This is a genomic window from Pseudomonas sp. IB20 (assembly GCF_009707325.1).
Taxonomy (GTDB): domain Bacteria; phylum Pseudomonadota; class Gammaproteobacteria; order Pseudomonadales; family Pseudomonadaceae; genus Aquipseudomonas.
In genome coordinates this window covers 460,515-482,776 of the sequence record NZ_CP046103.1, presented here as the reverse complement: position 1 = coordinate 482,776, position 22,262 = coordinate 460,515, and the positions used below count along the sequence as shown (strand labels likewise).

The window sequence follows — 22,262 nt, the reverse complement described above, 5'->3', positions numbered from 1 at the left end:
ATTACTGCAGATCGCGCTTTTTGTGGGAGCGGGCTTGCCTGCGATAGCATCGCCTCGGTATCGCAAGCCCGCTCCCACATAAAGCCGGTTTCCACATTAGATTGGCATCGCTCAATTCATCGGGTTTCAGCTTAAACCCAGTTCATTCCAGACTCGCATCACCTGACGCCGTTCGTCGGCGAACTGATCCCCGGCCACCGTACCGGCCTCGTTTTGCAAGGCCTGGCGGTGCGCGGCGGAACGGTAGGCCTTATACACCTCGCGCAGCAAATGAGCATCGGCGGCGGGCATCAACCCCACCTGCTCCAGGCCCTCCAGAATGCGGATATTGTCGGTGTAGCGCAGCAACGATGGATGTTGCGCAGACCACGCCAAAGCCGCGTATTGCACCATAAATTCAATATCGACGATACCACCGGCGTCCTGCTTGAGGTCGAACGCCACCGTGGGCTCGAAGGCATTGGCGCCGGTACCGGCCGCCGTAGACTTGGTGCCCAGGTTGCCGCGCATCTTGGCGCGCATCTCGCCGACCTCCTGGCGCAGCTTGGCCAAGTCGCGTTCGCGCCCCAGTACTTTAGCGCGTACCTGCTCGAACGCATGGCCTACGTCCTGGCTGCCCACCAGCACTCGCGCGCGGATCAGGGCCTGATGTTCCCAGGTCCAGGCTTCATTTTCTTGATAGCGCTCAAACGCACCGAGCGAACTCACCAGCAAACCGGACGCGCCGGAAGGCCGCAGGCGCATGTCCACTTCATACAGCTGGCCGGAGTTGGTCTGGGTGGTCAGCAGGTGGATGATCCGCTGGCCCAGCCGCGTGAAGAACTGCGCACCGTCGATCGGCTTGGCGCCGTCGGTTTCGGCCTGCGGGTCGCCGTCGTGGATAAACACCAGGTCAAGGTCGGAACCATGGCCCAGCTCGATGCCGCCGACTTTGCCATAGCCGACAATGACGAACCCCGGGTCGCACAAGGTGCCGTCGAGCCGCTGCGGCGAGCCGTGGCGCGCCACGGTCTGGCGCCAGGCCAGGGCCAGCACTTGTTCAAGGATGGCTTCGGCAAGCCAGGTCAGGTAATCGCTGACTTTCATCAACGGCAAGCTGCCAGCGATTTCCGAAGCGGCCACGCGCAGGCGGTGGGCCAGCTTGAAATGGCGCAGGGCTTCCATCTGCTGCTCAAGGTCATCCTCGGGGATACGCGTGAGGCGTTCACGCAGCTCGGCAGCCAGTTCCGGCGCCAACGGCGGCTTGAACAGGCGGCCTTCGTTGAGCAATTCGTCGAGCAACAGCGGGAAACGCGTGATCTGTTCGGCGATCCAAGGGCTGGCGGCGCACAGGGTCAACAGGCGGCGCAGAGCGTCGGGATTTTCCGTGAGCAGCACCAGATAAGCGGAACGGCGGGCGACGGCTTCGACCAATGGCAACACACGCTCCAGCACCAGGTCCGGGTTGGCGTGTTCGACGGCCTGAGCCAGCAGCCGCGGGATAAAGGCATCGAGCCGCTCGCGGCCCAGGCGCTGCATGGCACGTAGCTGCGGGCTGCCGCGTAGGCCGGCCAAGGTTTTCAGGGCTTTGGGCGCGTCGGTAAAGCCACCTTCCTGCAATTGGCGGCACGCGGCGTCTTCGTCCTGGGACTCTTCCCACAGCGGCAACCACTCACCGCCCACGACCAATTCGCTTTCTTCGCCCTCCGCTTCATCAGGGTCGGCAATCACTTGGCGGAAGTGCCAGGCCACCCGGCCACGCCAGTACATCAGGCGTTCATGGAAGGCGGCCCAGTCGGCAAAGCCAAGCATAAAGGCAATGCGTGCCTGGTCTTCCGGGCTGTCCGGGAGCATTTGCGTTTGGCGGTCGGCAATTGCCTGGATCGCGTGCTCGGTGTAACGCAAGAATTCGTAACCATTGCGCAATTCGGCAATGACCGCCGCCGGCAAGTAGCCCTGACCTTCCAGAGTGCCGAGCACCTTGAGCAAAGGTCGCTGTTGCAGGCTCAGGTCTCGGCCACCGTGGATCAGCTGGAACGCCTGGGCGATAAACTCCACTTCACGAATGCCGCCCGAGCCCAGCTTGATGTTCTCGGCCATGCCCTTGCGCCGCACTTCCTGCTGGATCAGCTGCTTCATGGTGCGCAGCGCTTCGATGGCGGAAAAATCCAGGTAACGCCGGTAGACGAACGGGCGCAGCATATCCAGCAGTTGCGCACCGGCCACCTGATCACCGGCGACCACGCGCGCCTTAATCATGGCGTAGCGCTCCCAATCGCGGCCCTGATCCTGATAGTACTGTTCCAGCGCATTGAAGCTGAGCACCAGAGCCCCGGCCGAACCGTAAGGGCGCAGGCGCATGTCGACGCGGAACACAAAACCGTCGACGGTCATCGGGTCGAGGGCCTTGATCAATTTTTGACCAAGGCGGATGAAAAACTCCTGGTTATCCAAGGCGCGCTTCACGCCCACCGTCTCGCCGCCTTCGGGGTAGGCGAAAATCAGGTCGATATCCGAAGACAGGTTCAGCTCCACGGCGCCGAGCTTGCCCATGCCGAGGATGACCATGTGCTGAGCTTCACCGCTGCGCCGGCCAGTGGGTGTGCCGAATTGCACACAGTGGCGCTGGTACAGCCACTGGTAGGCTTGGTCGATGCTGGCGTCGGCCATGTCGGACAGGTCGCGACAGGTTTGCACCAGGTCGGCCTGGCGGGTCAGGTCGCGCCAAATGATGCGCACTTGTTGACGCGTGCGCTGGCGGCGCAGTACGCGGCCCAGCTCATCTTCTGTTTCGGCCTGTTGCACGGCACCGGCGATCTGGCCGCACAGCTCGCCGGGCGCAAAGCCACGGTCCAGCTCGCCCCAGGCCACCAGTTCAAGCAACATCAAAGGGTCACGCAGGCTCTGTTCAATGACGAAATCACTGGCGGCGCACACGCGGGCGAAGTCAGCCCACCGTTGCGGCGACCACTCAGAAAGGCCATGATCGGCGTCCAGCGCGGCCACTGCGTCACGAAATGACTGCTCGGCTCGCTGGGCGTAAGGCAAGAGAATGGCCGGTAATGGGGCCAGCGTTGGAAGGCTCATGGTCTATCCTTGATCGGCGCGTGAATGGCTTGTAGCTGTGAACGCAAGAACCACGCTCGGTGAAGGACTGTCGAACAAAGGTTATAAATAGCTGAAATTAAATTAATCTTGGCAGGCAACATCAAACTTTCACCTTTTCTTGTTCGCAAAAGATCAACAATAACGATTATGCTCACCAGCCAGACCGAGCCATACGCTCAGTCTTGTGTAGTTTTACTACTCGTATATACATTCGAAAGGCTGAAATGGCCGACGATTTGTAGTAAAACTACAGGACGCCGAAGCAACCTTCGGCCATCCAAGAATTTATGTCGTCTGCCCACAAGGCCAGTCGCAAACTCAGGCAACCGATTCTGGTAGCCTTTCCGCCCTGGAGCAAGCCATGCAAGACCTCGATCCCGTCGAAACCCAGGAATGGCTGGACGCCCTGGAATCGGTTCTCGACAAAGAAGGCGAAGACCGTGCTCACTACCTGATGACCCGTATGGGCGAACTCGCGACCCGCAGCGGCTCGCAACTGCCCTACGCCATCACTACGCCATACCGCAACACCATCCCCGTTACCCACGAAGCACGCATGCCTGGCGACCTGTTCATGGAACGCCGCATTCGCTCGCTGGTACGTTGGAACGCCATGGCGATGGTAATGCGCACGAACTTGAAAGATTCTGACCTGGGCGGTCACATCTCCAGCTTCGCTTCCAGCGCAACCCTGTATGACATCGGCTTCAACTACTTCTTCCAGGCCCCGACCGACGAACACGGCGGCGACCTGATCTACTTCCAGGGCCACACCTCTCCAGGCGTTTACGCCCGTGCGTTCATGGAAGGCCGCATCACCGAAGACCAGATGAACAACTTCCGTCAGGAAGTGGACGGTGGCGGCCTGTCGTCGTACCCGCACCCTTGGCTGATGCCTGATTTCTGGCAGTTCCCGACTGTATCCATGGGCCTTGGCCCGATCCAGGCGATCTACCAGGCACGCTTCATGAAGTACCTGGAAGCCCGTGGCTTCATCCCTGAAGGCAAGCAGAAAGTCTGGTGCTTCCTGGGCGACGGCGAGTGTGACGAGCCGGAATCCCTGGGCGCCATCTCCCTGGCTGGCCGCGAGAAGCTCGACAACCTGATCTTCGTCATCAACTGCAACCTGCAGCGCCTCGACGGCCCGGTTCGCGGCAACGGCAAGATCATCCAAGAACTCGAAGGCGTGTTCCGCGGTGCTCAGTGGAACGTGACCAAAGTCATCTGGGGCCGTTTCTGGGACCCACTGTTGGCCAAAGACGTCGACGGAATCCTGCAACGTCGCATGGACGAAGTCATCGACGGCGAGTACCAGAACTACAAGGCCAAAGACGGCGCGTTCGTACGTGAGCACTTCTTCAACACGCCTGAACTCAAGGCGATGGTTGCAGACCTGTCCGACGACGAGATCTGGAAGCTCAACCGTGGTGGCCACGACCCGTACAAGGTCTACGCGGCGTACCACGAAGCGGTCAACCACAAAGAACAACCGACCGTCATCCTGGCCAAGACCATCAAGGGTTATGGCACCGGTGCCGGCGAAGCGAAAAACACCGCGCACAACACCAAGAAGGTTGATGTTGAAAGCCTGAAGCTGTTCCGCGATCGCTTCGACATCCCCGTCAAAGACGAAGAGCTGGAAAACCTGCCGTTCTTCAAGCCAGAGCCAAACAGCGCCGAAGCCCGTTACCTGAGCGAGCGTCGTACTGCACTGGGCGGTTTCGTGCCACAGCGCCGCGCCAAGTCCTTCGACATTCCGACACCGCCACTCGATACCCTCAAGGCTATCCTGGACGGCTCGGGCGACCGTGAAATCTCCACCACCATGGCCTTCGTGCGGATCCTCGCGCAGTTGGTCAAGGACAAGGAAATCGGTTCGCGTATCGTCCCGATCATCCCGGACGAAGCCCGTACCTTTGGTATGGAAGGCATGTTCCGTCAGTTGGGCATCTACTCCTCCGTCGGCCAGCTCTACGAGCCAGTCGATAAAGACCAGGTGATGTTCTACAAGGAAGACAAGAAGGGCCAGATCCTCGAAGAAGGCATCAACGAAGCGGGCGCCATGAGCTCCTTCATCGCTGCCGGTACTTCGTACTCCAGCCACAACCAGCCGATGCTGCCGTTCTACATCTTCTACTCGATGTTCGGCTTCCAGCGTATTGGCGACCTGGCCTGGGCAGCAGGCGATAGCCGTACCCGTGGCTTCCTGATCGGCGGTACTGCCGGGCGGACCACGCTGAACGGCGAAGGCCTGCAACACGAAGACGGTCACAGCCACATTCTGGCTGCCACCATCCCGAACTGCCGCACCTTTGATCCAACCTACGGCTATGAGCTGGCGGTGATCATCCAGGACGGCATGAAGAAGATGACCGAACAGCAGCAGGACGTTTTCTACTACATCACCGTGATGAACGAGTCCTACCAGCAGCCAGCTATGCCGGCCGGCGTGGAAGAAGGCATCATCAAGGGCATGTACCTGCTCGAAGAAGACACCAAGGAAGCGGCGCACCACGTACAGCTGATGGGCTCCGGCACCATCCTGCGTGAAGTCCGTGAAGCGGCGAAGATCCTGCGTGAAGAGTTCAACGTCGGCGCTGACGTGTGGAGCGTTACCAGCTTCAACGAACTGCGTCGCGACGGCCTGGCGGTGGAGCGTAACAACCGCCTGCACCCAGGTCAGAAGCCTGCACTGAGCTACGTTGAAGAGTGTTTGGCCGGCCGTAAAGGTCCAGTCATTGCCTCTACCGACTACATGAAGCTATTTGCTGAACAGATTCGCCAGTGGGTCCCGTCCAAGGAATTCAAAGTCCTGGGCACCGACGGTTTCGGCCGCAGTGACAGCCGCAAGAAGCTGCGTCACTTCTTCGAAGTTGACCGTCACTTCGTGGTGTTGGCAGCCTTGGAAGCCTTGGCTGACCGTGGTGAGATCGAACCTAAGGTGGTGGCTGACGCTATCGTCAAGTTCGGGATCAACCCGGAAAAACGCAACCCACTGGACTGCTGAGGAGATTTTTTGTGAGCGAACTCATTCGCGTACCTGACATCGGCAGCGGTGAAGGTGAAGTAATCGAGCTGTTTGTGAAGGTCGGCGACAAAGTCGAAGCCGACCAGAGCATCCTGACCCTGGAATCGGACAAGGCGAGCATGGAAATCCCTGCTCCCAAAGCCGGCGTGGTCAAGAGCCTGAAAGTGAAGCTGGGCGACCGCCTGAAAGAAGGCGACGAACTGCTGGAGCTGGAAATCGAAGGTGCCGCTGATGCGGCCCCTGCGCCAGCCCCTGCTGCCGCTGCTGCACCCGCCCCTGCTGCTGAAAAGCCTGCCGCCGCCGAAGCTCCAGCAGCCCCGGCCGCTGCACCTGCCGCCGCCACCGTCCAGGACATTCATGTTCCGGACATCGGTTCGTCGGGCAAGGCCAAGATCATCGAGTTGCTGGTCAAGGTCGGCGACACCGTCGAAGCCGATCAGTCGCTGATCACCCTGGAGTCCGACAAGGCCTCCATGGAAATCCCTTCGCCGGCTGCCGGCGTGGTGGAAAGCATCGCGGTCAAGCTGGAAGACGAAGTCGGCACTGGCGATTTCATCCTCAAGCTCAAAGTACAAGGCGCTGCGCCTGCTGCGGCACCAGCGCCAGCCGCTGCTGCCCCGGCGGCCAAGGCTGAAGCGGCTCCGGCCGCTGCCGCCCCGGCACCGGCTGCAAAAGCTGAGGCCGCACCGGCCCCAGCGGCTGCTGCACCTGCGCCAAGCGGTGCCAAGGTTCACGCCGGCCCTGCCGTGCGTCAGCTGGCCCGTGAATTCGGCGTTGAGCTCAACGCTGTGTCGGCCACTGGCCCTCACGGTCGCGTGCTGAAAGAAGACGTGCAGGTTTACGTCAAAGCCATGATGCAGAAAGCCAAGGAAGCTCCGGCTGCCGGCGCTGCTACTGGTGGTTCGGGCATTCCGCCGATTCCGGTCGTGGACTTCAGCCGCTTCGGCGAAACCGAAGAAGTGCCGATGACTCGCCTGATGCAAATCGGCGCGTCGAGCCTGCACCGCAGCTGGCTGAACATTCCGCACGTGACTCAGTTCGACCAAGCCGACATCACCGACCTGGAAGCTTTCCGCGTTGCGCAGAAAGCCGTGGCCGAGAAGGCCGGCGTGAAACTGACCGTGCTGCCACTGCTGCTCAAGGCCTGCGCGCACCTGCTCAAGGAACTGCCGGACTTCAACAGTTCGCTGGCGCCAAGCGGCAAGGCGATCATTCGCAAGAAATACGTGAACATCGGCTTTGCAGTCGACACGCCTGACGGCCTGCTGGTACCGGTCATCAAGAACGTCGACCAGAAGAGCCTGCTGCAACTCGCTGCCGAAGCGGCTGCGCTGGCTGCCAAGGCCCGCGACAAGAAGCTCACCGCAGACGATATGCAGGGCGCGTGCTTCACCATCTCCAGCCTCGGTCACATTGGCGGCACTGGCTTCACGCCAATCGTCAACGCACCGGAAGTGGCAATCCTGGGTGTTTCCAAGGCCACTATCCAGCCTGTGTGGGACGGTAAAGCGTTCCAGCCTAAGCTGATGCTGCCGCTGTCGTTGTCCTACGATCACCGTGTGATCAACGGTGCAGCCGCTGCACGCTTCACGCAGCGCCTGAGCCAACTGCTGAACGACATCCGCACCATCCTGCTGTAAGCCTCAACGGGCCTCCCTTTCACCGGGGAGGCCTGGCTGCACCGATTTCCGAGCGCCACGCTCGTACCTCAACCCCGCCATTTGGCGGGGCTTTTTTTGGCCTGCCGGTTTGTAGGAGCTAGGCCCGCCGTGCCTGCGTCAATGCGCCACCCATCACCTCGATTGTAGAAACCGCTCCCGCGGCCGATAACAGCCATATAGCACTTAGCCTTCATCCTCTCTTGTCAGTGCGTGCTGCATGATGAAACCTTGCCGCAGGTGACAGTAAAGAGGGCGTGAGCCCGGCGCCGTGCGCATTTTTCCAAGCGAGTTCCCCCATGAAAAGCCAACCCGATGTCGCCCGTATGGCGGCCGAGGTAGTGACGCAGTTACCGGTGCCTTCGCGCCTCGGCATGCTGCGTTTCGAGCGGCTTAATGAGGCAAGCTGGGCCCTCTTGTACCTCGACCCCAATTGCGAGCGCCAATTCGGCCTGCCGGCGGTTGAGCTGTGTGCCTTGCTCGGCACACCCTACGCCAGCCTGATGGAACCGCAGGCGCGCTACCAACTGCACGACGCCATCCAGCAACAACTGACCCAGAGCCCGCACTACCTGGTGCGCTACACCTTGCACACCAACGACGGCCCCCTGAGCCTGCTGGAAATGGGCGAGGCCTACAAACAACACAATCGCCACCTGCTGCGCGGCTACCTGATGGTGGTCGACGGGCTGTTCAGCGAAATCCCCGCCGCCGCCCCGACCGCAGACCTGGAAAACCAGAACAGCCGCCTGCAGATCGCCCTGGAGCTCAACCAGCGCGCCCAGCTGGAACAGTTGCAGCACCTGGAACGCGTGCGCGCCCAACAGGAGCTGATTCTGCTGCTCGCGCGCCAGCGCTACACCACGCCTAACTCGCTGCAGGAAGCCGCCGAGCTGATCACCCGCAGCGCGTGCGACATCTACCAGATCGATTGCGCGAGCATCTGGAACCTCGAAGGCCAGCGCCTGGTGCCGATCTCGGCCTACCACCGCGCCGACCAACAACACCATTTGCCGGAAGCGATCGACGCCAGCGGCTTCCCGGACTACCTGGAAGCCCTGCACTCGAGCCGCGCCATCGACGCCACCCATGCGATGCGCGACCCGCGCACCCGGGAAATGGCCGAGAGCCTGCGCGCTAAGGATATATACGCGATGCTCGACGCGAGCATCCGCGTCGATGGCCAGGTCATTGGCGTGTTGTGCCTGGAACAAAGCGGCAGCCCCCGCGCATGGCAGACCGATGAAATCGCCTTTGCCGGTGAGCTGGCGGACCAATTCGCGCAAGTGATCAACAACCACAACCGGCGCACCGCCACCAGCGCCCTGCACCTGTTTCAGCGTGCCGTGGAGCAAAGTGCCAACGCCTTTTTGCTGGTCAATTGCGACGGCGTGGTGGAGTACGTCAACCCCAGCTTTACCGCGATCACCCAATACAGCGCCGAAGAAGTCCACGGCCACCGCCTGGCGCAACTGCCGGCGCTGGAGAACCTCAGCGAGTTGCTCTTCGATGCGCCGTCGAGCCTGGCCAAGAGCAATAGCTGGCAGGGCGAGTTCAAGAGCCGGCGCAAGAACCTCGAACCCTACTGGGGCCAGCTGTCGATTTCCAAGGTGTATGGCGACAACCGTGAGTTGACCCACTACATCGGCATCTACGAAGACATCACCCAGACCAAGCTGGCCCAGCAGCGCATCGAGCGCCTGGCCTACACCGACAACCTGACCAACCTGGGCAATCGCCCGGCGTTTATCCGCAACCTGGATGAGCGCTTTGCCCGCGACAGCGACAGCCCGATCAGCCTGTTGCTGGTGGACATCGACAACTTCAAGCGGATCAACGACAGCCTCGGCCACCAGACCGGCGACAAGCTGCTGATCAGCCTGGCACGCCGCCTGCGCAACAGCCTGAGCGCCAGTGGCAGCTTGGCGCGGTTTGCCAGTAACGAGTTCGCGGTGTTGCTCGACGACACTGATCTTGAGACTGGCCAGCAGGTTGCCAGCCAGCTGCTGGCCACCCTCGACAAGCCGATGTTCGTCGATAACCAGCTAATCAGCGTCACCGGCTCCGTGGGCCTGGCGTGCGCGCCATTACACGGCCGCGACCCGCAAACCCTGATGCGTAACGCCGGGCTGGCGCTGCACAAAGCCAAGGCCAACGGCAAACACCAAGTGCAGGTGTTCACCGAAGCCCTGAACGCCGAGGCCAGTTACAAACTGTTCGTGGAAAACAACCTGCGCCGCGCCCTGACCCAGAACGAGCTGGACGTGTTCTACCAGCCCAAACTGTGCCTGCGCAGCGGCCGCCTGCTGGGCATGGAAGCGTTGTTGCGTTGGAACCACCCGGAAAAGGGCATGATTCGCCCCGACCAGTTCATCAGCGTGGCGGAAGAGACTGGGCTGATCATCCCTATCGGTAAGTGGATCGCGCGCCAGGCCTGCCGCATGAGCCGGCAGTTGACCGCCGCGGGCATGGGCAACTTGCAGGTGGCGATCAACCTGTCGCCCAAGCAGTTTTCCGACCCGGATCTGGTGGCCTCAATTGCCACCATCCTCAAGGAAGAACAGCTGCCGGCCAACCTGCTGGAGCTGGAATTGACCGAAGGCTTGCTGCTGGAAGCCACCGAAGACACGCGCTTGCAGCTCGACCAGCTCAAAAGCTTTGGCCTGACCCTGGCCATGGACGACTTCGGCACCGGTTACTCGTCGCTGAGTTACTTGAAAAAATTCCCCATCGACATCATCAAGATCGACCGCAGCTTTATCCACGAAATCCCGGACAACCAGGACGACATGGAAATCACCTCGGCGGTGATCGCCATGGCTCACAACCTCAAGCTCAAGGTGGTGGCCGAAGGCGTCGAGACCGCCGAACAGTTAGCCTTCCTGCGTCGGCATCGTTGTGATGTGGGCCAGGGCTATTTGTTTGACCGGCCGATCCCCGGTGCAGAGCTGCTCGAGAAGCTTAAACGCTACCCGCGCGGGCCAATCGCCTGACAGCGCTGTAACACTCGGGCACACTGAGTGTCTTCTTAATACATAACTCAATCTGACTGAGAGGACTGATCATGGTCTTGCGCTCGGAAATTCTGGTGAACAAAAACGTGTTGCCTACTCAAGAACAAGCTTTGCCTGGCCGTGAAACCCCGATGAATCTGCCGCAAACGCATTTCGTCAACGGCAACCCGCTGCTCGGCCCCTTTGTCGACAACGTAGAGTTCGCGATATTCGGCCTGGGTTGCTTCTGGGGCGCGGAGCGCAAGTTTTGGCAGCGCGACGGCGTAGTCAGCACCGTGGTCGGTTATGCCGGCGGCTACACGCCGAACCCGACCTACGAAGAAGTTTGCTCGGGCCTGACCGGCCATAGCGAAGTGGTACTGGTAGTGTTTGACCAAGACAAGATCAGCTACGAAGAGCTGCTGAAAATGTTTTGGGAGTTGCACAACCCGACCCAGGGCATGCGCCAGGGCAACGACATCGGCAGCCAGTACCGTTCGGTGATCTACGCGGTGAAACCTGAGCATCTGGAGGCGGCCAAGGCCAGCGCCGAGGCGTATCAGGGTGAGCTGACCAAGGCTGGCCTGGGCACCATCACCACAGAAATTGAAGAAGCACCGACGGTGTACTTCGCCGAGGCGTATCACCAGCAGTACCTGGCGAAGAACCCGCAGGGGTACTGCGGGATCGGCGGCACGGGCGTGACCTGCCCGATCTGACGCAAACAGCATCGCGGGCAAGCCCGTTCCATGGATTGCCCGCGATGGCGTCCTGACAGGCGACTAATTACTCAGCGATGAGCCAATCCATCTGCCACCCACCCTGGGTCTGCCCAAGCTTCTTGGACAACCACGGCAGCAGCTCACGCAACTCCTCCTCCAGCCCCCACGGCGGGTTGGCAATCGCCAGGCCCGAGCCGGTCAGGGTGTTGGGCGTGTCCAGCGGATGCACCAGCAACTCCACCCGCAACAACTTCGGCGCACCGGTGCCGGCCAGGTCCTGATAGAAGCGGCGCAACATGCGCTGGTCTTTCACCGGGTACCAAATCGCCGCGACTGTCTGGCGCATGCGGCTGACGGCTTCCTTGAGGGACGCTGCGCAGCGCTGCATCTCGTCCAGTTGCTCAAACGGCGGATCGATCAGCATCAGCGCGCGTTTTTCCGGCACTGGTAGCAGGGCGCGCGGCACATGCCAGCCTTCGCCCAGGTGCACTTTGACCCGGCGATCACCCTTCATGTTGTCCTTGAGCAGCACACCATCTTCCGGGTGCTTTTCGTTGAGCAACACACGGTCCTGGGGCCGCGTGAGGCGGCGCGCCAGTTCCGGCGAGCCCGGGTAATAGCGCAACTGGCCGTCCGGGTTCATCTCGTGCAGCACGCGCATGTAGTCGGCGGTCAACGGCGGCAAGTCGCTCGCGCCCCACAGGCGGGCGATGCCTTCCAGGTATTCACCGGTGCGGTTGGCCTGATCACCTTGTAAGTCGTACAGCCCGATCCCGGCGTGGGTGTCGAGGTAGGCGAACGGCTGCTCCTTGCGCGTCATCAGGGCGATGAGGCGGGTCAAGGTCAGGTGTTTGAAGACATCGGCGTGGTTGCCGGCGTGAAAGGCGTGACGATAATTCATGGTTGCTCCTGCGCAGGGGGCGAAGTTTACCTTCTACCGGGGCAAAGGTGCAGGGCTGCGTGTCGGCCGGTGCTTATGTCATAACCGCAGGCACACCGCCGAAAACAGTCTAATCGCCCCTGTGGGAACGGGCTTGCCCGCGAGGCAGGCGACGCGGTATTACCCTTGCACCGCGGTGATGCTATCGCAGGCAAGCCAGCGCCCACCGTGTACAGGGCGCTCAAGGAAACCAAGGAGGTCAATAACAATCATGAAAGACGCCACCATTGCACTGCACCACGGCTTCAAATCCGACCCGACCACCAAGGCCGTCGCCGTGCCGATCTACCAGAACGTCGCCTTCGAATTCGACAACGCCCAGCACGGCGCCGACCTGTTCAACCTGGACGTGCCCGGTAATATCTACACACGCATCATGAACCCCACCAACGACGTGCTGGAGCAGCGCATTGCCGCCCTTGAAGGCGGTATCGCCGCCCTAGCCGTATCAGCTGGCAGCGCCGCGATCCATTACGCGATCCAGACGCTGACCCGCGCGGGTGACAATATCGTCACCACGCCGCAGCTCTACGGCGGCACCTACACCCTGTTCGCGCACCTGTTGCCAAGCTTTGGCGTCGATGTGCGCTTCGCCCGCGACGACTGCGCCGAGGCCATCGCCGAATTGATCGATGACAACACCAAGCTGGTCTACTGCGAAAGCATCGGTAACCCCGCAGGCAACATCATCGACATCGAAGCCCTGGCCGATGTCGCCCACGCACGCGGCGTACCACTGATGGTAGACAACACCGTGGCAACGCCAATCCTGTGCAAACCTATCCAGTTCGGCGCCGACATTGTGGTGCACTCCGTGACCAAATACGTCGGCGGCCACGGCAACTCCCTGGGCGGCGTCATCGTCGACAGCGGCACCTTCCCCTGGACGAAGTACCCAGAGAAATTCCCCGGTCTCAACACCCCCGAGCCGGCCTATCACGGCGTGGTCTACACCGATAAATTCGGCCCCGCCGCCTTTATCGCCCGTGCCCGCACCGTGCCACTGCGCAACACCGGCGCAGCCCTCGCACCGATGAATGCCTTCCTATTGCTGCAAGGCCTGGAAACCCTGGCCCTGCGCATGGAGCGCCATACTGAAAACGCGCTGAAGGTTGCGCAGTTTCTGCAAGGCCACGTCGAGGTGGAATGGGTCAGCTATGCCGGGCTGCCGGATCACCCGCACCACGCATTGGCACAGAAATACATGCAGGGCAAACCGTCAGCGATTCTGTCCTTTGGCCTCAAGGGTGGTTACGACGCCGGAGTACGCTTCTACGACGCCCTGCAAATCTTCAAACGCCTGGTGAACATTGGTGATGCCAAATCCCTGGCCTGCCATCCGGCGTCCACCACCCATCGGCAGATGAATGAGCAGGAGCAGGCCAAGGCCGGCGTGAAGCCCGAAATGATTCGCCTGTCGGTAGGCATCGAGGCAATTGAAGACTTGATCGAGGATCTGCAGCAGGCGCTGGGTTCAACTCAACTCTGAGGTCAAATAGTCAGCCAGCGCCCCATGACTGACATCCGCCCCGCGCACGAAGTAGGCGACCTTGTGCTGCAAGGTCACAGGCTTGAAGGCGGTGTACAGGTCGGGGCGTTGTTCTTCGAGCCATTGCAGCAGGTTATTGATCAACACCTGGGGTGATTGCGCGGCCAGATGCTCCAACACCACGGCGGGCACGCGCCACCATGGGCTGGTTTTGGCGGCAACCACCGGGCCTGTCGCAACCGTCAGCGGTTGGCGGTTGATCAGGTAACGCTGAAATACCGGCAACACCATCCCCGCCTCGTCGCCCAATTTCTGCACAATCGGCAGAAATTGGCCGCCATCCCAAAAGCGCAAAAACACGTCCTGGCCCTCGGGCAGCAACACCTTGGTCAGGCTTTGCAGATGCGCGACCACTGTTTCCAGCGGGCTGGACGACACTGCCAACCACCCCCAATCCGTTGCTTCGGTGGTTGCGATCCAGTCGAGGAAGGGGCTGCCTGGCTCGATGATGCCAACGTAAGGCATCACCTCATTCCACTGCGCATAGGCCGTGCCTGCCCAGATTGGCTGGGGCGGCATTGCACCTGCCTTCGCTTGCCAAGCGGTAAACGGCTTGGCGTCGCTGGCACTGCCCAGCACGGCGAAAATCTGCTCATTGGCGAGCAAAGGGTATTGGTCCAGCCAGGCACGAGGTTCCAAAGGCTGAGGCATAAGGGTTAACTCCTTTTAAGGTCGAGCCTGGAGATGTTCGGCAATATCACACTGACCGTTCTTGCAGCGCTCACACTCTTCGCAAAACGGTGCACTGCGTTTCAGGCTGGCTACTTGCACGCGGCTGAGCAGGGCGGGAATAACCGCCAGCAGCTTTTCCTTGATGCCCGGCATTAACGGCGCAGCGGCGGCAGCCGGCACGCCGCCAAGCTGAATCGGCACGCTGCTGAATATGCCGCTCGCCGAAAGCGTGATCGACTGCCCTCCCGCCTGGATCGTCACGCTGGCGCCGGCGTCGATAACAATGCTTTGCCCTGCTCCGATCTGAATGGCCCGCCCTGCCCGCACCTGCTGCGAACCACCGACCACCAGATGATCATCCTGCTTGAGCTCGGTCAGGCGGTTGCCGTGGGTAATGCGTTGCTCTTCGCCTTGAAGCTCATGGTGCGACTCGCCGCCCACCGTCACCCGGCGCTGGTTATCGACCTGCACCTGTTGGTCATTCAAGACGTGCTGGGTCCAATCCCGCTGGGCGCGCAGGTAGATTTCCTCAGCGCCCTTGCGGTCTTCAATGCGCAGCTCGTTGTAGCCACCACCCCCCGGGCTGCTGTGGCTGCGCAAGATGCTGCGGGTCTTGTCTGCCGGCAGGTCGAGGGGCACAGGGTTCGCCGCGTTGGGCAGGCAGCCCATCACCAACGGCATGTCTATGTCGCCATTCACGAAGCCTACCAGCACCTCCATGCCGACCCTGGGGATCAGCACCGAACCATAACGGTCATGGGCCCAAGCGCTGGCGACTCGCAGCCAACAACTGGAATGGTCGTTGTGCTCGCCGTCGCGGTCCCAGGCCATCTGTACTTTGACCCGGCCGTATTCGTCGCAATGGATCTCACTGTCGGCAGGCCCTGTGACCACCGCGCTTTGGTAACCGGATATTTGCGGCCGCGACAGGATCAGGGGCGTTCGAAATGGCACGTCCCAAGGGGTGATAACAAATTCATTTCTGTAGCCCGGAGGTGATTCATCGCCATCGTCTTCGGGGACAGACTCCTCCAACACTTGAGGCTGATGCCCTGAATGGTGCAATTGGGTTACCAACCACAAATCATTCCATTCCTGACGAGGGTGCCCGGCCATTTTCAAGAACTGCCCGGTAACCAAGGCCGGCTGGTCGCTAAAACCGCTGGCCTGGCGATAATCGCTGCGGTGACGCTCCAACAGGCGTTGCGCCAGGTACTTACCATGCTCACGATCAGCAAAGTGCCCAGGGTAGCGCTGTTCGACCAGGGCGGGACCACCGGCCTCGCGCTCGGCTTTTTGGTGTGGTTTTTTGGTTTTATGGTGGTGGGCGGCGAATGGTTTCTGATGTGGCAATCCCATCAGTGGAATGGCCAGGAAGCGGCGTTCAAGTTCTACATGGCGATTCTGGGTGTGCAGATTTTTCTTAATCAGCCGGATACCGACTGAACCGCCCATAAAAAAGGCCCGCCATCCTTAGGACGCGGGCCTTTTTTCAATTCAGCGGGCGCTCAGCACCCGACGAATCACTTGTTGAGGTTGTAGTCTTTTTCCGCAGCATCAAAGCGCTCGACCATACCGGCAGTCGGTGCGCCCAGCTTGCTGACGAAGTAGATCGCCAGGCTGGCGAAGATGAAGCCTGGGATGATTTCGTACAAGCCCAGCAACTCGAAGTGCTTCCACACGATCACGGTGACCGCGCCGACCAGGATGCCGGCCAGGGCGCCGTTGCGGGTCATCTGTTTCCAGATCACCGAGATCAGCACCACAGGACCGAACGCAGCGCCGAAACCGGCCCAGGCGTAGCTCACCAGGCCGAGTACACGGTTGTTCGGGTTGGCTGCCATGGCGATGGCGATCAGGGCCACCAACAGCACCATCGCGCGGCCGACCCACACCAGTTCAACCTGGGAGGCGTTTTTGCGCAGGAAGGTTTTGTAGAAGTCTTCGGTCAGCGCGCTGGAGCACACCAGCAGTTGGCAGCTCAGGGTGCTCATCACCGCTGCCAGGATCGCGGACAGCAACACGCCGGCAATCCACGGGTTGAACAGCAGCTTGGCCAGCTCGATGAACACACGTTCGTGGTTCTCATTGACCGGGCCAGCCACTTCCGGGTGCGCCGAGAAGTAAGCGATGCCGAAGAAGCCCACTGCCACGGTGCCGCCCAGGCACAGGATCATCCAGGTCATGGAGATGCGACGTGCCTTGGCGATCGACTTCACCGAATCCGCCGCCATGAAACGCGCGAGGATGTGCGGCTGGCCGAAGTAGCCCAGGCCCCAGCCCATCAGCGAGATGATGCCGATGAAGCTGGTGTTTTTCAGCATGTTGAAGTTGTCGGGGTTCTTGGCTTCGATCGCCAGGAAGGTGGTGTCAATGCCACCGGTGGCCAGCAGCACGATGATTGGCGTCAGGATCAGCGCGAAGATCATCAGCGTGGCTTGTACGGTATCTGTCCAACTAACTGCCAGGAAACCACCGACAAAGGTGTAGGCAATCGTCGCAGCAGCACCAGCCCACAGCGCGGTCTCGTAGGACATGCCGAAGGTGCTTTCAAACAGACGGGCGCCGGCGACGATGCCGGAAGCGCAGTAAATGGTGAAGAACACCAGAATCACCACCGCAGAGATAATCCGCAGCAGGCCGCTTTTATCTTCGAAGCGGCTGGAGAAGTAATCCGGCAGCGTCAGGGCGTCGCCGTTGTGCTCGGTCTGCACCCGCAGGCGGCCGGCCACGAACAACCAGTTCAGGTAAGCGCCGACGATCAGGCCGATGGCGATCCAGCTTTCCGACAGGCCGGACATGTAGATAGCGCCCGGCAGGCCCATCAACAACCAGCCGCTCATGTCGGAAGCACCGGCCGACAAGGCGGTGACCACGCTACCAAGGCTGCGACCGCCGAGGATGTAATCGGAGAGGTTGTTGGTGGAGCGATAGGCCATTAAGCCGATCAGCACCATTGCTGCGATGTAGATCACAAACGTGATCAGGGTGGGATTGCTAACGCTCATAAGAGTGACGCCCTGGCATTGTTTTTATGTAGCGACGGTCTGTCAGACGGCCACCCGTGGATAAACGGGTAGACGAAACGACGTGCCGCGCATTTATGACTGACGTTTCCCCAGGAAAGCCGCCAGCCGATGAACCGAACCCTTCAGGTGGTTGCACCTTGGGCACGAATGCTATTCAACAAAGTAAATAAGGTGCAACCAGTTTCTTGAGAATAAGTTGCACCCATGCGTGTTTTGACTAAAACAGCGGTTTTTTGCTCCTTTTCGGAGCAAGAACAGCCAATGTCAGAAGCAAATGCACCACTGTGGAGCGGATTCGGTCGAAGGCCGAATTTTTTCCCGATCACGATCGAAAATTTCCTGAACAATTTGGGTTGCACCCGGTTGCACCTCTGGATGCGCAAAGCTAATCTTGCCGCCAGCAGATGCCACGCAGTAGTGGCACCCATGAGGATAAAAAGATGGCTACGACCACCCTTGGGGTCAAACTCGACGACCCGACCCGCGAACGCCTCAAGGCGGCCGCGACCTCCATTGATCGCACGCCGCACTGGCTGATCAAGCAGGCGATTTTCAATTACCTGGAGAAACTCGAGGGTGGTGCAACCCTGACCGAGCTCAACGGCTCGGGCAGCAAGGACGCTGAAGACGCAGGCGAAGTCCAGTCGGACCACGCCCACCAGTGCTTCCTGGAGTTCGCCGAAAGCATCTTGCCGCAATCCGTACTGCGCGCCTCGATCACCGCCGCCTACCGTCGCCCCGAGCCGGAAGTGGTGCCGATGCTGATTGAGCAGGCCCGCCTGCCGCAACAGATGGCCGAGGCCACCAACAAGCTGGCCGCCTCGATTGCCGAGAAGCTGCGCAATCAGAAGAGCGCCGGCGGCCGTGCCGGGATTGTTCAGGGCCTGCTGCAAGAATTTTCCCTGTCGTCCCAGGAAGGCGTGGCACTGATGTGCCTGGCCGAAGCGCTGCTGCGCATCCCGGACAAAGGCACCCGCGACGCGCTGATCCGCGACAAGATCAGCACCGGCAACTGGCAGCCGCACCTGGGCAACAGCCCGTCGCTGTTCGTCAACGCCGCTACCTGGGGCCTGCTGCTGACCGGCAAACTGGTCGCCACCCACAACGAAGCGGGCTTGACCTCGTCCCTGAGCCGCATCATCGGCAAGAGCGGCGAACCGATGATCCGCAAGGGCGTCGACATGGCCATGCGCCTGATGGGCGAGCAGTTCGTCACCGGCGAAACCATCGCCGAAGCCCTGGCCAATGCGAGCAAGTTCGAAGCCAAGGGCTTCCGCTACTCCTACGACATGCTCGGTGAAGCCGCGCTGACCGAACACGATGCCCAGAAGTACCTGGCCTCGTATGAACAAGCCATTCATTCCATCGGCAAAGCTTCCCACGGCCGTGGGATTTATGAAGGCCCGGGCATTTCCATCAAGCTCTCGGCACTGCACCCGCGTTACAGCCGCGCCCAGTACGAGCGCGTGATGGACGAGTTGTACCCGCGCCTGCTGTCCCTGACCTTGCTGGCCAAGCAGTACGACATCGGCCTGAACATCGACGCCGAAGAAGCCGACCGCCTGGAGCTGTCGCTCGACCTGCTCGAACGCCTGTGCTTCGAGCCACAACTGACCGGCTGGAACGGCATCGGTTTCGTGATCCAGGCTTACCAGAAGCGTTGCCCGTATGTGATCGACTACGTCATCGACCTGGCGCGCCGCAGCCGCCATCGCCTGATGATCCGCCTGGTAAAAGGCGCGTACTGGGACAGCGAAATCAAGCGCGCCCAAGTCGAAGGCCTGGAAGGCTACCCGGTCTACACCCGCAAGGTGTACACCGACGTTTCCTACATCGCCTGTGCACGCAAACTGCTGTCAGTGCCGGAAGTCATCTACCCGCAGTTCGCCACGCACAACGCCCACACGCTGTCGGCCATTTACCATATCGCCGGCCAGAACTATTACCCCGGCCAGTACGAGTTCCAATGCCTGCACGGCATGGGTGAACCGCTGTATGAGCAAGTTGTGGGCAAGGTTTCCGATGGCAAGCTGAACCGTCCGTGCCGCGTGTACGCACCGGTCGGCACCCACGAAACACTGCTGGCGTACTTGGTGCGTCGCCTGCTGGAAAACGGCGCCAACACCTCGTTCGTTAACCGCATCGCCGACCACACCATCTCGATTCAGGAGCTGGTGGCCGACCCAGTGGCCAACATCGAGCAGATGGCCACGCTGGAAGGCGGCTTCGGCCTGCCGCACCCGCGTATTCCGCTGCCGCGTGACCTGTATGGCAGCGACCGCGCCAACTCGGCCGGTATCGACTTGGCTAACGAACACCGCTTGGCGTCGTTGTCCTGCGCCTTGCTGGCCACCGCCCATAACGACTGGAAAGCTGCGCCGATGCTGGGCTGCGCGTCCAGCAATGAAGCGGCTGCGCCGGTGCTGAACCCGTCCGACCTGCGTGACGTGGTCGGCCACGTACAGGAAGCCACCGTCGAAGACGTCGACAATGCTATCCAGTGCGCCATCAACGCTGGCCCGATCTGGCAGGCCACCCCGCCCGCCGAGCGCGCCGCGATCCTGGAGCGCGCCGCCGACTTGATGGAAGGCGAGATCCAGCCGCTGATGGGCCTGCTGGCCCGCGAAGCCGGCAAGACCTTCGCCAACGCCATCGCCGAAGTGCGCGAAGCCGTGGATTTCCTGCGTTACTACGCGGTGCAGGCACGCAACGACTTCACCAACGATGCCCACCGCCCACTGGGCCCGGTGGTCTGCATCAGCCCGTGGAACTTCCCGCTGGCCATTTTCAGTGGCCAAGTCGCTGCGGCACTGGCGGCCGGCAACCCGGTATTGGCCAAGCCTGCCGAGCAAACCCCGCTGGTGGCGGCACAAGCCGTACGCATTTTGCTCGAAGCCGGTATTCCGGAAGGCGTACTGCAACTGCTGCCTGGCCAGGGCGAAAGCGTGGGTGCGCGCCTGGTCGGTGATGATCGCGTCAAAGGCGTGATGTTCACCGGCTCCACCGAAGTCGCGCGCCTGCTGCAACGCAGCGTCGCCGGTCGTCTGGATGCCCAGGGCCGTCCGATTCCGCTGATCGCCGAAACCGGCGGCCAGAACGCGATGATCGTCGACTCTTCGGCGCTGACCGAGCAAGTCGTGATAGACGTTGTCTCGTCGGCTTTCGACAGCGCCGGCCAACGCTGCTCGGCCCTGCGCGTCCTGTGCCTGCAGGAAGATTCGGCAGACCGCGTGATCGAAATGCTCAAAGGCGCCATGGCTGAATGCCGCCTGGGCAACCCGGAGCGCCTGTCGGTGGACATCGGCCCGGTAATCGACGCCGAAGCCAAGGCCGGCATCGAGAAACACATCCAGGCCATGCGCGACAAAGGCCGCAATGTGTACCAAGTGGCAATTGCCGACGGCGAAGAGATCAAGCGCGGCACCTTCGTGATGCCAACCCTGATCGAGCTGGAAAGCTTCGACGAACTGCAACGCGAGATCTTCGGACCCGTGCTGCACGTGGTGCGTTACAAGCGTAAAGAGATCGACCAGCTTATTTCGCAGATCAATGCTTCTGGCTACGGCCTGACCCTGGGCGTGCACACCCGCATCGATGAGACCATCGCCAAGGTGATCGACAACGTGCATGCAGGTAACGTCTACGTGAACCGCAACATCGTCGGCGCCGTGGTCGGCGTGCAGCCATTCGGCGGCGAAGGCCTGTCGGGCACTGGCCCGAAAGCCGGTGGGCCGTTGTACCTGTACCGTCTGCTGTCGACTCGTCCTACCGATGCGATCGAGCAATCCTTCGTACGTGGCGACAAGCTGACCGCACCGGACGTGCGTCTGCGTGATGCCATGAGCCAACCGCTGACCGCCCTGAAAACCTGGGCCGACAGCAACAAGTTCAGCGACCTGAGCGCCCTGTGCAATCAGTTCGCCGCGCAATCGCAAAGCGGTATCACCCGCCAACTGGCCGGCCCGACCGGCGAGCGCAACAGTTACGCCATCCTGCCCCGCGAGCACGTGCTGTGCCTGGCGGAAGTGGAAGGTGACTTGCTGACGCAACTGGCAGCAGTGTTGGCCGTCGGCGGTTCGGCGGTATGGCCGGAAACTGACCTGACCAAGGCAGTGTTCCCACGCCTGCCGAAGGAAATTCAGGCGAAGATCAAGCGCGTGCCCGATTGGACCAAGGACGAAGTGGTGTTCGACGCAGTCCTGCACCACGGCGACTCCGACCAACTGCGTGCGGTGTGCCAGCAAGTGGCACAGCGTGGCGGAGCGATTGTTGGGGTGCATGGTTTGTCGCAGGGTGAAACGGCGATTGCGCTGGAGCGCCTGGTGATCGAGCGTGCGTTGAGTGTTAACACCGCTGCGGCGGGTGGCAACGCCAGCCTGATGACCATTGGCTAACTAATGTGGGAGCGGGCTTGCTCGCGAAAGCGGAGTGTCAGTCGCCAGATGCATGCAGATGCATTGACTGATCCACCGCTTTCGCGAGCACCCGCCCCCACATTTGACCGCATTTCAAATCCCCCGCCGCTGTTCTGCCTCTCCATCACGCAAATCAATCTTGCTATCCAGCCTCTATTCGCACGCTTAG

The 22,262-nt window shown here is 61.0% G+C and carries 10 protein-coding genes and 2 pseudogenes; 7 read left to right on the top strand and 5 right to left on the bottom strand.

What is annotated here, in order from left to right; genetic code table 11:
* Window positions 1-126: 126 nt before the first annotated feature.
* Window positions 127-3,066 carry a bifunctional [glutamate--ammonia ligase]-adenylyl-L-tyrosine phosphorylase/[glutamate--ammonia-ligase] adenylyltransferase gene (gene glnE / locus GJU48_RS02145; RefSeq protein ID WP_094949243.1) on the bottom strand — a complete coding sequence of 980 codons (2,940 nt, stop codon included), beginning with the start codon at window positions 3,064-3,066 and terminating at the stop codon, window positions 127-129.
* 382 nt (window positions 3,067-3,448) lie between these two features.
* On the opposite strand from glnE, the gene aceE reads away from it, so the two are divergent.
* The 4 genes from aceE to msrA all read left to right on the top strand — a co-directional run bounded on the left by aceE (window position 3,449) and on the right by msrA (window position 11,485).
* Entirely contained in the window at window positions 3,449-6,094 is a 2,646-nt protein-coding gene (gene aceE / locus GJU48_RS02140) for a pyruvate dehydrogenase (acetyl-transferring), homodimeric type (RefSeq protein ID WP_094949244.1), read from the top strand.
* Window positions 6,095-6,105: 11 nt separating this feature from the next.
* On the top strand, window positions 6,106-7,755 hold the full coding sequence (gene aceF / locus GJU48_RS02135) for a dihydrolipoyllysine-residue acetyltransferase (protein ID WP_094949245.1): 1,650 nt from the start codon (window positions 6,106-6,108) through the stop codon (window positions 7,753-7,755).
* Between the two features lie 317 nt (window positions 7,756-8,072).
* Entirely contained in the window at window positions 8,073-10,766 is a 2,694-nt protein-coding gene (locus GJU48_RS02130) for a putative bifunctional diguanylate cyclase/phosphodiesterase (protein WP_094949246.1), read from the top strand.
* Window positions 10,767-10,837: 71 nt separating this feature from the next.
* Entirely contained in the window at window positions 10,838-11,485 is a 648-nt protein-coding gene (gene msrA, locus GJU48_RS02125; RefSeq protein WP_094949247.1) for a peptide-methionine (S)-S-oxide reductase MsrA, read from the top strand.
* 67 nt (window positions 11,486-11,552) lie between these two features.
* Here msrA and GJU48_RS02120 read toward each other — a convergent pair whose 3' ends face one another.
* On the bottom strand, window positions 11,553-12,389 hold the full coding sequence (locus GJU48_RS02120) for a 23S rRNA (adenine(2030)-N(6))-methyltransferase RlmJ (protein ID WP_094949248.1): 837 nt from the start codon (window positions 12,387-12,389) through the stop codon (window positions 11,553-11,555).
* 250 nt (window positions 12,390-12,639) lie between these two features.
* On the opposite strand from GJU48_RS02120, the gene GJU48_RS02115 reads away from it, so the two are divergent.
* The gene (locus GJU48_RS02115; protein ID WP_094949249.1) at window positions 12,640-13,917 is read left to right on the top strand and encodes an O-acetylhomoserine aminocarboxypropyltransferase/cysteine synthase family protein; all 1,278 of its coding nucleotides are present in this window, start codon (window positions 12,640-12,642) and stop codon (window positions 13,915-13,917) included.
* Here the strand turns inward: GJU48_RS02115 and GJU48_RS02110 are convergent.
* Together GJU48_RS02110 and tssI are read right to left on the bottom strand one after the other, a co-directional pair.
* Entirely contained in the window at window positions 13,903-14,628 is a 726-nt protein-coding gene (locus tag GJU48_RS02110; protein ID WP_094949250.1) for a DUF4123 domain-containing protein, read from the bottom strand. The two genes, GJU48_RS02115 and GJU48_RS02110, sit on opposite strands and share 15 nt — an antisense overlap.
* A gap of 15 nt (window positions 14,629-14,643) precedes the next feature.
* Window positions 14,644-15,921 (bottom strand): annotated as a pseudogene (gene tssI, locus GJU48_RS02105) (type VI secretion system tip protein TssI/VgrG); the annotation flags it as partial.
* A gap of 6 nt (window positions 15,922-15,927) precedes the next feature.
* Between tssI and GJU48_RS02100 the strand changes: the two are divergent.
* Window positions 15,928-16,095: pseudogene (locus GJU48_RS02100) on the top strand (DUF2165 family protein); the annotation flags it as partial.
* A 77-nt stretch (window positions 16,096-16,172) separates the two neighbouring features.
* Here the strand turns inward: GJU48_RS02100 and putP are convergent.
* On the bottom strand, window positions 16,173-17,657 hold the full coding sequence (gene putP, locus GJU48_RS02095) for a sodium/proline symporter PutP (RefSeq protein ID WP_094949253.1): 1,485 nt from the start codon (window positions 17,655-17,657) through the stop codon (window positions 16,173-16,175).
* A 461-nt stretch (window positions 17,658-18,118) separates the two neighbouring features.
* Here putP and putA point away from each other — a divergent pair, with 461 nt between their 5' ends.
* Window positions 18,119-22,072, top strand: a complete 3,954-nt coding sequence (gene putA / locus GJU48_RS02090) for a trifunctional transcriptional regulator/proline dehydrogenase/L-glutamate gamma-semialdehyde dehydrogenase (RefSeq protein ID WP_094949254.1) — start codon at window positions 18,119-18,121, stop codon at window positions 22,070-22,072.
* Window positions 22,073-22,262: the final 190 nt, after the last annotated feature.

Excerpts from the sequence above, each read along its gene's own strand:
- putA (WP_094949254.1), top strand. The coding sequence starts at position 18,119 with ATGGCTACGACCACCCTTGGGGTCAAACTCGACGACCCGACCCGCGAA.
- msrA (WP_094949247.1), top strand. The coding sequence starts at position 10,838 with ATGGTCTTGCGCTCGGAAATTCTGGTGAACAAAAACGTGTTGCCTACT.
- aceE (WP_094949244.1), top strand. The coding sequence starts at position 3,449 with ATGCAAGACCTCGATCCCGTCGAAACCCAGGAATGGCTGGACGCCCTG.
- GJU48_RS02115 (WP_094949249.1), top strand. The coding sequence starts at position 12,640 with ATGAAAGACGCCACCATTGCACTGCACCACGGCTTCAAATCCGACCCG.
- GJU48_RS02110 (WP_094949250.1), bottom strand. The coding sequence starts at position 14,628 with ATGCCTCAGCCTTTGGAACCTCGTGCCTGGCTGGACCAATACCCTTTG.
- glnE (WP_094949243.1), bottom strand. The coding sequence starts at position 3,066 with ATGAGCCTTCCAACGCTGGCCCCATTACCGGCCATTCTCTTGCCTTAC.
- GJU48_RS02120 (WP_094949248.1), bottom strand. The coding sequence starts at position 12,389 with ATGAATTATCGTCACGCCTTTCACGCCGGCAACCACGCCGATGTCTTC.
- putP (WP_094949253.1), bottom strand. The coding sequence starts at position 17,657 with ATGAGCGTTAGCAATCCCACCCTGATCACGTTTGTGATCTACATCGCA.
- GJU48_RS02130 (WP_094949246.1), top strand. The coding sequence starts at position 8,073 with ATGAAAAGCCAACCCGATGTCGCCCGTATGGCGGCCGAGGTAGTGACG.